Here is an 8,551-nt window from a genome sequence, read left to right on the forward strand (position 1 = left end):
TGATTAACGCAAATATCGCACACATTGTAGGAGCTGCCGCAGGCTGCGATCTTTTTTTGCGAGCAGCGTATGCTTAGCTCCCTAACGCTTTCTTACAATAAGGATCTGGCCATGCGTGCACTGGCTGCATTGAGTCGTTTTGTCGGTAACACCTTCGCCTACTGGGTACTGATTTTCGCCGTCGTGGCATTCCTGCAGCCGGCCTGGTTCATCGGCCTCAAGGGCGCCATCGTGCCGTTGCTGGGGTTGGTGATGTTCGGCATGGGCCTGACCCTCAAGCTCGACGACTTCGCCGAGGTCGCCCGCCACCCGTGGCGCGTGGCCTTGGGCGTGGTGGCGCATTTCGTGATCATGCCTGGCGTGGCGTGGTTGCTCTGCCAGGCGTTCCATTTGCCCCCGGAGATTGCCGTCGGCGTGATTCTGGTCGGTTGCTGCCCAAGCGGCACCTCGTCGAACGTGATGACTTGGCTGGCACGCGGCGACCTGGCGTTGTCGGTGGCCATCGCTGCCGTGACCACCCTCCTCGCTCCGCTCCTGACACCCGCCTTGATCTGGCTGCTGGCTTCGGCCTGGCTGCCGGTGTCGTTCATGGAGCTGTTCTGGTCGATTCTCCAGGTAGTGCTGCTGCCGATCGTACTGGGTGTCGCTGCCCAGCGACTGCTCGGCGACAAGGTTCGCCACGCTGTGGACGTGTTGCCTCTGGTTTCGGTGGTGAGCATCGTGATCATCGTCACCGCCGTGGTGGCCGCCAGCCAGGCGAAAATTGCCGAATCGGGCCTGTTGATCATGGCCGTGGTCATGCTGCACAACAGCTTTGGTTACCTGCTGGGTTACTTCACCGGGCGCCTGTTCAAATTGCCACTGGCCCAGCGCAAATCCCTGGCGCTGGAAGTCGGCATGCAGAACTCAGGGCTGGGCGCCGCCTTGGCCAGTGCGCACTTTTCGCCTTTGGCGGCGGTACCGAGCGCGTTGTTCAGTGTCTGGCACAACATTTCCGGGGCGTTGCTCTCGACGTATTTCCGTCGCATGAGCGAGAAGCAGGATCGTGAAGTCGCCGCGCGACAGGCGACCGACTGAACCGAAACTTGATCCCAGGGTTAATGCTGGGCACTATATTGCGCAACGCGAGGACGACCTCGCGGCTCGATCGAGTCATTAACCTTGGGGACGACCCCGTCAATGGATGGAGGTCTTCCATGTCCTGGATCATTCTGTTTTTCGCCGGCTTGTTCGAAGTCGGCTGGGCCGTTGGCCTCAAGTACACCGATGGTTTCAGCCGCCCTCTCCCTACGGCATTGACCGTTGCCGCCATGGCCATCAGCCTTGGCTTGCTCGGCCTTGCGATGAAGGAGTTGCCGCTGGGCACGGCCTATGCGATCTGGACCGGAGTGGGTGCAGTCGGCACCGTGATTGCCGGAATCATTTTGTTTGGCGAATCCATGGCGCTGGTCCGCCTGGCCAGTGTGGCATTGATCATCACCGGCCTGGTGGGGCTTAAAGTCAGCGCCTGACTACAGCCCATCTGCAAAAAAGCCCGCCTCCTGTCACCAGGGGCGGGCTTTTTCATGAACGCAATCTGTCAGCTTTCGGCCATCTCCAATCGCTCACGCATCACCGAGGCCTTTTCCGAATGCTCCAACTGCATGCAACGCTCCAGGAACAGGAACATATAGTCGTAGCTCTTGCACACGGCCTGGCGCAATTCGATTTGCAATGACTTACTCGGATTCATCCCGGCCAGGGTGCAGATGATTTCCAGCGCTTCCCAAGGGTGGGCATCGTCATACTGGGCGTGCATCTTCAACCATTTCATGGCCCGCTTGCGATCCTCCTCCGGGAAGGCTGCCGCGTACAGACCATTGGAACAGACCACCGCCGACCACTCACCGGTCGCGCCTTCGATGGCGTAGTTGGTGGCAGCAATGGCAACGATCAGCGAATCGGCGGAACTGGTGTGCCAGCACCAATGGCTCAAGGCGTGAAGCTCGGGGGCCACCTGCTGCGCCTGCAGATCTTCCAGGCTGACGCCGTGGGCACGGCTCCAGTTCACCCAGTAGTCGGCGTGGTTGAGTTCGACACGGATGTTGCGCATCAACCAGCGACGCGCCATGTCCTCGCCCGGGTGGCGGGCAAAACGGGTCTTGGTCAGGTTCTGCGCCATGTATAACGCGAACTGTTCGACCACGGGCCAGCCCCCGATAAGGTACTGGCGCATCGTCTTGGCACTGAGTCTGTTATCTCGCATGCGCTGATACAGTTCGTGCTCTACAACCCGGCGCTTACTCGCGCTGCAATCCTGAATCAGGCGCTGGGCCCAGTCGGGATAACTTGCAGCTTCCATGAGTGGTCCGGTTCGGTTGAATGTCTCGATCACTGTCGGGCTCCTTTTGATTGTGATTGTTCCGATCAACGAGAGACTTCAACGGAACGTGCCGGGCGCCTTGAACAACAGGGGCTGCGGCCTGGCTGGACGACTTTTCAAGCTATCGCAGGTAAACAGATGCGGGCGTTCAATGACATACCCTTGAGCGTAATCAACTCCGATATCCAGCAATGCCTGCTCGATCTGGGGCGTTTCAACAAACTCGGCAATCGTACGCTTACCCATGACATGACCGATGTGGTTGATCACTTCGACCATGGCGCGGTTAATCGGGTCGTCCAGCATATCCTTTACGAAACTCCCGTCGATCTTCAGGAAGTCTACAGGCAAATGTTTCAAGTATGCGAACGAGGACATACCGGCGCAAAAGTCATCCAGGGAAAACAGACACCCTAAACCTTTGAGTTCGTTAATAAATTTAATTGCACTCGCCAGATTGGAAATGGCGCTGGTTTCAGTGATTTCAAAACAAATTATTTCAGGTGGTATGGCGTAACTAATGAACTGTTGACGCAGGAAGTCCAGGAACGCTTCATCTCCTATAGTTGTGCCTGACAGATTAATCGCACACATCGCTAAAGGCTCGTTGTGCTTTTCGGCCATACATTGGGCAATGATCTTGAACACGTTCTTTACAACCCAACGATCCAGGGTCGTCATCAAGCCATAGCGTTCTGCTGCCGGAATAAAACTGTCCGGCAATATCATGCGACCCGCTTCATCATGCAGACGCAGCAGGATTTCGATATGCCCGCCACCTTGTTCGACATGACCAAGCGGCGCGATTTCCTGGGCGTACAGACAAAAACGGTCTTCTTCCAGGGCCATGTGCAAGCGCTGCACCCAGGCCATCTCGCCAAAGCGCAGGGACAGCTCCGAGTCGTCGGCGTGATATACCTGAACCCGGTTGCGGCCCTTTTCCTTGGCCATGTAGCAGGCCATGTCAGCCGCGCGCAGCGAGACTTCCAGGGTGGTCGGATGGGCATTGATGTGCACCAGGCCGATGCTCACGGTGGTCACGAACGGCCGCCCCTTCCAGACGAAGTGCAGGTTCTGCACGGTCTGGCGCAACCCCTCGGCAATTTTTTCAGCTGCCTGCGGAGCACAGTTCTCCAGCAGGATGCCAAACTCGTCGCCGCCCAACCGGGCCAGGGTGTCGCCCTCGCGCAATCCGGATTGCAACAGCGCACAGATATGCCGCAGCAACTCGTCACCCGCCGCGTGTCCGCTGGTGTCGTTGACCAACTTGAACTGATCCAGGTCGAGGAACATCAAGGCGTGGCGCCCCGATTGTCGCGTCAGGCCCTGCAGCGCCTGTTCCAGACGGAATTCGAACTCGCGGCGGTTGGCGAGCCCGGTCAGCGCATCATGGGTCGCCTGCCAGGAGAGATTGGCAATGTATTGCCGCTCCTGGGTCATGTCATGCAGCACCAGCACGGCACCGCTGACCTTCCCGGCATTGCGGATCGGCGCCCCGACCAGGGTGACCGACACCGTGCTGCCATCAAGGCGCTGAATGAGCTTGGAATGTTCGCTGCCGCCACTGAGCTGACCGCTCAGGATGTGCTCGATCAAGGTAAAACCATCGGCTTGGGCATTGTCATCCAGCAGATTAAACAGCGCCGCCAGCGGCAACCCGCTCGCCTGTTCGGCTTTCCAGTGGGTCAAGGCTTCGGCGGCCGGATTCATGTAGGCGATCGCGCCCTCGACATTGGTGGTGATCACCGCGTCGCCAATCGATTGCAGGGTGATTTGCGCCCGCTCCTTCTCCAGCTGCAGGGCGTCGGCAAAAGCGTGCCGCTGCTTGAGCAGCTTATGTGTGCGCAGCAGCGCCAGGGCGATCAGGCCGAGGGCGGTGGCCAGATTCGTTGCCAGTAGCAGGCGCATGATCATCCGCGAGCCTTCGCCAAGGGCATCGCTGAAGGCCTTCGCCGCCGGCGTCACCCCGTTGTTGATATCGAAAATCTGTTCTTTCCAGCGCTGGATGTCGTCAGGATGGGCCGGCTTGATGCTGATGTGCTGGTGCATGTCCCTGGCGACATCATCGAGCTGATCAAGGTACGCATCACCCACGGTCCAGCGATCGATGGCTTTCTCGAGGTAGCTGAAATGGCGAAAGTTGAGGTAAAGCCAGATCAGGCTGGGAACGTCATCGGGGTGGTTGCCACCCTTGAGAATCGCCAGCCTGGCCGCTTCGATATCGGGTGGCTGCTGGTCAAGTGCCAGACGCAGCTCATGCCCGCCCTGAGGGACGGCAATGGCCTCCTGATACTTGAGGAATTTGCTCTCATCGCGACTGTCGGCATACAGGTTGAGGTAATAGATCGCGTCCTTCTGGCCCTTGGACCACAGGCTTTCGCCGGCAACATAACCGCGCACCGCCGACAATACATAAAGACTGACGCCCCCCAACAGGGCCTGAAATAACACAACGGCAATAAAAGGCCAGACGATGCCCAGCAACCGTGGCGTTCCGAGAGTCCGCGCTTGATTCATGAGGTCCCTTTGTTTAGCACTGCCAGATCATCATCCACGTGATCGCTACAGCTAGACTAGGGGGCCTTCCGCATCCCAGCAAGCGCCAACCCTCCTCCTCTTGCAGGAAAGTCCACTCGAGGTGCCTGGCACTGACTCAGTGTTGCTGCAAATGCCCATAAAGCTTGGCGTACAAGCCACCATCGGCAATCAGCTGCTGATGGTCGCCATCCTCGGCGATCTGACCGCCATCAAACACCAGCACCCGGTCGGCCTGTTTCACCGCGGACAAGCGGTGCGCAATGATTAACGTGGTGCGATGGCTCAAGAACCGCGCCAGCGCCTGGTGCAGGTTGTATTCGGTGGCGGCATCCAGGGCCGAGGTGGCCTCGTCGAGAATCACCACCTTGGGGTCGGCCAATACCATCCGCGCAATGGCCAGGCGTTGGCGCTGGCCGCCGGACAAGCGCACGCCGGAACGCCCGACGATGCTGTCCAGGCCATTGGGCAACTCGCGTACAGTGGTGTGCAGTTGGGCGATTTCCAGCGCTTGCCAGCAAGCCTCGTCGCTGCGCTCACGCCCCATGGTCAGGTTTGCGCGCACCGTGTCGTTGAACAGCGCCGGGTGTTGCAGGACCACGGCGACATTTTCGCGCACGGTCTCCAGGCCGATCTCCTGCTGGGTCGAACCGCCGAAACGGATGGTCCCCGCCAGCGGCGTGTACAAGCCCAGCAGCAACTGCACCAGTGTGCTTTTGCCGCCACCGCTGGCACCGACGATCGCGACTTTTTCACCGGGAGCGATCGACAGATCCATCTGGTTCAAGACCAGTTCGTCGCCATAGCCGAAACTCAATCCCTGGACTTCGATGCCAACGGTTTCGCGACCTTTGAACGGGTCGACACCGCCTGGGTATTGCGGCTCATCAGCCCGGGCAAGCAGCTCGTTGATCCGCGATAATGCGCCGCCGGCGGCGTAATACGCGTACTGCAAATTCAGCAGCTGCTCGACCGGACCGATCATGAACCACAGGTAGCTGAATACCGCGAGCATCTGGCCGATGGACAGGTCGGAAAACAGCACGGTAAGCATCGCTGCAGCACGAAAAATATCGATGCCGAACTGGAACAACAAACCGCTGGCCCGGTTCGACGCATCGGTTTTCCATTGCGAGTTCACCGCATAATCGCGAACGTCCCGGGCGCGTCGCCCCAAACGACCGAGGAAAAAGCCCTGGCGGTTACCGGCGCGCACTTCCTGGATCGCGTCCAGGGTTTCGGTCAATGCCTGGGTGAAGCGCGAGGTGCTGTCGTTCTCGAGTTTCTTCAGGTGCTTGACCCGCTTGCCCAATTGCACCGTGGCGTAGATCACCAGCGGATTGAACAACAGGATCAGCAGCGCCAGCTGCCAGTGCATCCACACCAGAATGCCCGCGGTGCCGACCAGCGTCAGCATGGCCACCAGGAAACGACTGAGGGTTTCGCCGACAAACTTGTCCAGGGTGTCGAGATCGGTCACCAGGTGCGTGGTCACCGTGCCGCTGCCCAGGCTTTCGTATTCCCCCAGCGAAATACGCTTGAGGCGTTCGATCAGACGGATGCGAATACGGTAGACGATGTCCTTGGCCAAGGAGGCGAACAAGCGCGCCTGCACCACGTTGAACAGCAATGCCGCGCACCGCAGGGCCAGGGTCACCACCAGCATCAGGCCGATGTAGCCCGCGGCTTTCTGCCAGGCCTCGGGCAGCGCCAGGTTCATGATTTTCAGCGCGGCGTCGCCGTGCCCCAGCAACACTTCGTCTACCAGCAATGGCAGGAGCAAGGGAATAGGTACGCTGCACAGGGTCGCCAACACGGCTACACCGTTGGCGATCCACAGGGATTTCTTGTGATGAAGAGCCAGACGACGGATTTCTGCCCAGCTCAGCCGGTCGACACGTTTAACGGTTGGGGTGTCGTTGGCGGGATCATGCACAGGCGGCACGCTCCAGCCAGCGACCGAGCAAGGGGGACAGGACGCCAAGCGGCTGGTAGCCATTGGTCAGCAACGCCAATTGACCATTGCGTTCAGCCAGCAACGTCGGGAAACCGGCGATGCCAAGGTCCTGGACCCAGGTGAAATCGGCAGCCGTCGCGGCGTGCGTATCGGCACGGTCGAAAGCGGCGGCGAACTCGATGCGCGGCAGCCCGGCCTGTTCCGCCAACTCCACCAGAACGCTGGCGTGGGTGACATCGCGGCCTTCGGCGTAAAACGCATGCTGGATCAATCCCAGCAGCTTCCACGCGCAATCCGGTGCCAGGCCGCGTGCCGTCACCAACGCCCGGCAGGCCGGCTCGGTGTCATAGACGAAGCCGTCGGGCAACGCGCCGTCGAGCTTGAAGGGTTGCCCCGTGGCCTCGTTGACCGCCTGCCAGTGCTCCAGAATATAACGGCGGGTGGTCGGCTCCAGGGCCGAACCACTGCCGGTGCGCAAACCACCTACCACCAGGTGCACGTCCACGCCTGCGGCTTGCGCCTGCTCGACCAACGCGTTGGCCACCGGCGCGAAGCCCCAGCACCAGGAACACATCGGGTCCATCACATAGAGCAGGCGTGCAGACATGGTTCAGGCCTCGGTGGATGCTTGCTTGTAGTTGTAGCCGATCGGGTGCGGCATGTTGCGTGCCTTGGCCAGTTCGATCTGCTTTTGCCGGTCGATGGCGCTGCGACGGGTTTTCTCGCTCAGCGTATTCCAGCAATGCGGGCAACTGATCCCGGCCACATAATGCTCGGAGGCGCGATCTTCGACGCTGACCGGTGTGCGACAGGCATGACATTGATCGTAGTCGCCTTCGCTAAGGTCGTGGCGAACCGTCACGCGGTTGTCGAACACGAAGCAGTCGCCCTGCCACTTGGTTTCTTCCTGAGGCACCTCCTCGAGGTATTTCAGGATGCCACCCTTGAGGTGGTAGACCTCATCGAAGCCCTCGCTGAGCATGTAGCTCGACGCTTTTTCACAACGAATGCCGCCGGTGCAGAACATCGCCACCTTCTTGTGCACGGTCGGGTCGAAGTTGGCTTTGATGTAGTCGGGAAACTCGCGAAAACTGGTGGTTTTCGGGTCAATTGCACCTTCAAAGGTGCCAATCGAGACTTCATAGTCATTGCGAGTATCGATCAACAGGACTTCCGGATCGCTGATCAGCGCATTCCAGTCCTGCGGATCGACGTAGGTGCCGACTTTCTTGTTCGGGTCCACGCCTTCAACGCCCAGGGTCACGATCTCTTTCTTGAGCTTGACCTTGGTGCGGTAGAACGGCTGCTCGTCGCAGTACGACTCTTTATGGTCGATGTCGTCCATGCGCGGGTCGTTCTTGAGCCAGGCCATCAGCCCGTCGATGCCTTCGCGGCTGCCGGACACGGTGCCGTTGATGCCTTCTTCGGCGATCAGCAGCGTGCCTTTGATGCCGTTGTCGACCATGGCCTTGAGCAGGGGCTCGCGCATGGCGACGTAATCTTGCAGGGTGACGAACTTATACAGTGCCGCCACGACAATCTGTTGTGTCATGGGTAAATCTCCAGGTGGCTACCCTCGTAAGGGGTGAACCGGATGCGAAAAAAAACGCGCCGCAGGAGCGACGCGCTGAACATTCTAACAAAAAAGATCGCAGCCTGCGGCAGCTCCTACAGGAGAACGCATTCCCCTGTAGGAG

Annotated in this window: 7 protein-coding genes; 2 read left to right on the forward strand and 5 right to left on the reverse strand. The window is 59.5% G+C overall.

Going from position 1 to position 8,551, the window contains the following annotated elements:
• Nucleotides 1-111: 111 nt before the first annotated feature.
• Both AC3WWR_RS30210 and sugE read left to right on the forward strand, forming a co-directional pair.
• The gene (locus AC3WWR_RS30210) at nt 112-1,077 is read left to right on the forward strand and encodes a bile acid:sodium symporter family protein (protein ID WP_020799999.1); all 966 of its coding nucleotides are present in this window, start codon (nt 112-114) and stop codon (nt 1,075-1,077) included.
• Between the two features lie 119 nt (nt 1,078-1,196).
• A complete protein-coding gene (gene sugE / locus AC3WWR_RS30215; RefSeq protein WP_020799998.1) occupies nt 1,197-1,511 on the forward strand; it encodes a quaternary ammonium compound efflux SMR transporter SugE in 315 nt (104 codons plus the stop codon).
• A 68-nt stretch (nt 1,512-1,579) separates the two neighbouring features.
• Here the strand turns inward: sugE and AC3WWR_RS30220 are convergent, their stop codons facing one another.
• The 5 genes from AC3WWR_RS30220 to trhO all read right to left on the reverse strand — a co-directional run bounded on the left by AC3WWR_RS30220 (nt 1,580) and on the right by trhO (nt 8,406).
• Nucleotides 1,580-2,374: an iron-containing redox enzyme family protein gene (locus tag AC3WWR_RS30220; RefSeq protein ID WP_033043101.1), complete on the reverse strand. Its 795-nt coding sequence runs from the start codon at nt 2,372-2,374 to the stop codon at nt 1,580-1,582.
• 45 nt (nt 2,375-2,419) lie between these two features.
• Nucleotides 2,420-4,879 (reverse strand): EAL domain-containing protein, encoded by a 2,460-nt coding sequence (locus AC3WWR_RS30225; RefSeq protein ID WP_083349629.1) that lies wholly within the window; start codon nt 4,877-4,879, stop codon nt 2,420-2,422.
• A gap of 136 nt (nt 4,880-5,015) precedes the next feature.
• Nucleotides 5,016-6,833: an ABC transporter ATP-binding protein gene (locus tag AC3WWR_RS30230; RefSeq protein ID WP_020799995.1), complete on the reverse strand. Its 1,818-nt coding sequence runs from the start codon at nt 6,831-6,833 to the stop codon at nt 5,016-5,018.
• The gene (locus tag AC3WWR_RS30235; RefSeq protein WP_173667180.1) at nt 6,826-7,428 is read right to left on the reverse strand and encodes a DsbA family protein; all 603 of its coding nucleotides are present in this window, start codon (nt 7,426-7,428) and stop codon (nt 6,826-6,828) included. Before AC3WWR_RS30235 ends, AC3WWR_RS30230 begins: the two co-directional genes overlap by 8 nt.
• A 36-nt stretch (nt 7,429-7,464) precedes the next feature.
• A complete protein-coding gene (gene trhO / locus AC3WWR_RS30240; protein ID WP_020799993.1) occupies nt 7,465-8,406 on the reverse strand; it encodes an oxygen-dependent tRNA uridine(34) hydroxylase TrhO in 942 nt (313 codons plus the stop codon).
• Nucleotides 8,407-8,551 lie beyond the last annotated feature (145 nt).

Source organism: Pseudomonas sp. EB271-G4-1 (genome assembly GCF_058791355.1).

Bases quoted from the DNA above. Each gene is read 5' to 3' on its own strand.
- AC3WWR_RS30210 (WP_020799999.1), top strand. From the start codon at position 112: ATGCGTGCACTGGCTGCATTGAGTCGTTTTGTCGGTAACACCTTCGCC.
- sugE (WP_020799998.1), top strand. From the start codon at position 1,197: ATGTCCTGGATCATTCTGTTTTTCGCCGGCTTGTTCGAAGTCGGCTGG.
- AC3WWR_RS30225 (WP_083349629.1), bottom strand. From the start codon at position 4,879: ATGAATCAAGCGCGGACTCTCGGAACGCCACGGTTGCTGGGCATCGTC.
- AC3WWR_RS30235 (WP_173667180.1), bottom strand. From the start codon at position 7,428: ATGTGTTCCTGGTGCTGGGGCTTCGCGCCGGTGGCCAACGCGTTGGTC.
- trhO (WP_020799993.1), bottom strand. From the start codon at position 8,406: ATGACACAACAGATTGTCGTGGCGGCACTGTATAAGTTCGTCACCCTG.